Here is a 2,299-nt window from a genome sequence, read left to right as displayed (position 1 = left end):
GAGTTTCGGTGCTAGGAGCTTGCAGGCGGCCTACGCAATGGCAAAGGCTAGCGAGTTCGTCGCAGAGGGCATAAAGCCCGAAAACATCGCCGTTATCTTGCCCGACGAGAGTTTTGCCGAGATCTTGCGCCTGCACGACCGCGGCAAGATGTTTAACTTCGCTATGGGCGAGAGCTTCACGCGCACGCGGTTTTTTCAAATTTTAAAGTGCATAGTAACCGCGATAAACGACAAAATCCGTGTAAATTTGAGCGAGGATAACTATAAAAATTTCAACGAATTTGAGTTTAATCTCCATGAATTTGGCGTTAGCGGCGAGCTGTTTGAGAAATTTAAAAACGGCTTTGAGGCGCCTTGCTCGTTTGAGGATTTTAGGGCGCTGATGGAGGAGATTTTGGCGCTTGAGAGCGACCACGCAGCAGCGCAAAAAACGCGCGAGGAGCTATTTTACGCGCAGAGTTTGGCGCGATATTTTAGCTTTACGCTGCGTCAAATTTGCGAGATATTTTTGATAAAGCTAGCCAGGCTTAGGCTTGATCACGTAGGCGGCGGCAAGATCGGCGTGATGGGCGTTTTGGAGAGTCGCGGACTAAAATTTGAGGGCGTCATAGTGCTTGATTTTAACGACGATTTAGTGCCAAAGCGCAGCGTAAACGAGATGTTTTTGAGCTCGCGCGTGCGGCAAAAAGCGGGTCTCATCGGCTACGTCGACCGCGAAAATTTGCAGAGATTTTACTACGAGAGCCTAATCGGCGGCGCGAAAAAAGCGGCGATATGCTACGCGGCAAACGAGGAGAAAATCGCGTCGAGATTTCTCGGCGAATTTAACGCCGTGGAGGACGCGAGATACGGCGACGAGAGCTATGCGGCGCTGTTTAACGGCGAATTTGACGCGGAGGCTGATTTTGCGGAGGAGCAAAAAATTGAGGGCGAGATTAACCCGAGTCTTGACGAAAAGAACGAGGCTAAGCCAGGTCAAATGAAAATCGCCAAAGAGCGGAGTTTGTTTGAATTTGACGAAGCGGACGGCGAGCTAAATTTAGCCGACAAATTTGACGAAAACGCGGCGCAAAACAAAACGCCGAGCGAAAAACAGCAAGCCGTAAATTTGATAAATTTCACGCGAAAAACGCCCGCAAAGCCTAAAATTTTCGAGCAGGATATCATCGTCAAGCACGATTTTTTCGCTATCCCGCTCTCTTTTAGCAGGCTAAACACCTATTTGCAGTGCCCGCGGCGGTATTATTACAGATATATTTTGAACGTAAAGCCGCCCGTGATGCCGCAAACCGCGTCCGCGGCGGACTTTGGCAACTCGCTGCATAGGGCGCTTTTTGAGTATTACTTTAAATTTGAGAGGTTTGATCTCGCTAAATTTGAAACGGTGCTAAGAGAGCTAAACACGCCGCCGCTAGAGCGCGAGATAACGATGATAAAGATGCAGAAATTTGGGGCCGTAGAGGACGCCAGATATGAGGACGGATGGCGCGTGCAGGGGCTTGAAAAAGAGCTTGATAGCGTCTTTGCGGGCGTGCGCATAACGGGTAAAATCGACCGCATAGATGGGCGCGGCGATGAGCTAGCGGTGATTGATTACAAAAGCGGAAATTTCGACGCCAAATCGCTGCAACTACCCTTTTACGAGGCGCTCGTGGGTAGGCCTTGCGAGGGGTACTTTTACGATCTTAAAGATAACATGAACTTGGTGGTGGGCGAGGCTAGCACGGAGGCGCTTGCAGAGGCGATCGAGCAGCTAAAATCCATCAACAACACGCCGATAAATTTCGGGGAGGCGAAGGGCGCGATGAGCGAATACGAAGACTATAAAATTTTAGTGAAAGGCGAGCTATGAAGCCGTTTTTGGCCCTCGAGGCGAGTGCGGGCAGCGGCAAGACCTTTGCGCTTAGCGTGCGTTTTATCGCGATTTTGCTATCAGGCGCCGACGCGCGCGAGATCACGGCGCTGACCTTTACCAAAAAGGCCGCCAACGAGATGAAAGAGCGCATCGTGCAGACCTTTTTGCGGCTCGAGGAAAAGGGCGCGGAACTAGCCGAGCTGGAGCAAATTTTGGGCGCGAGCAGGGATGAAATTTTAGCCATGCGCGACGCGCGGGCGACTCATTTTTTAGAAAGCGATCTAAAAATCGGCACGTTTGACTCGTTTTTCGTCGGCATTTTACGCAGCTTTTGCCTAAATTTGGGACTAAGCGCGGATTTTGAAGTGAGCGAAAATTTAAACGAGCTACAGCGGGGCGAGTTTGTCGCGAGCGTGAGCAAGGATATGCGGCTACTAAAAGCGC

General features: G+C 50.6%; 2 protein-coding genes. Both read left to right on the top strand.

The window, feature by feature from the left end:
• The coding region (locus Q0338_RS01300) for a PD-(D/E)XK nuclease family protein (protein WP_298085186.1) at window positions 1-1,852 on the top strand (1,852 nt) is incomplete at its 5' end.
• On the top strand, window positions 1,849-2,299 hold a 451-nt coding region (locus tag Q0338_RS01295), incomplete at its 3' end, for a UvrD-helicase domain-containing protein (RefSeq protein WP_298085185.1). The genes Q0338_RS01300 and Q0338_RS01295, both read left to right, overlap by 4 nt.

It is taken from the genome of uncultured Campylobacter sp. (genome assembly GCF_938018145.1).
Taxonomy (GTDB): Bacteria; Campylobacterota; Campylobacteria; order Campylobacterales; family Campylobacteraceae; genus Campylobacter_A.
This window is presented reverse-complemented; position numbering and strand designations above follow the sequence as displayed.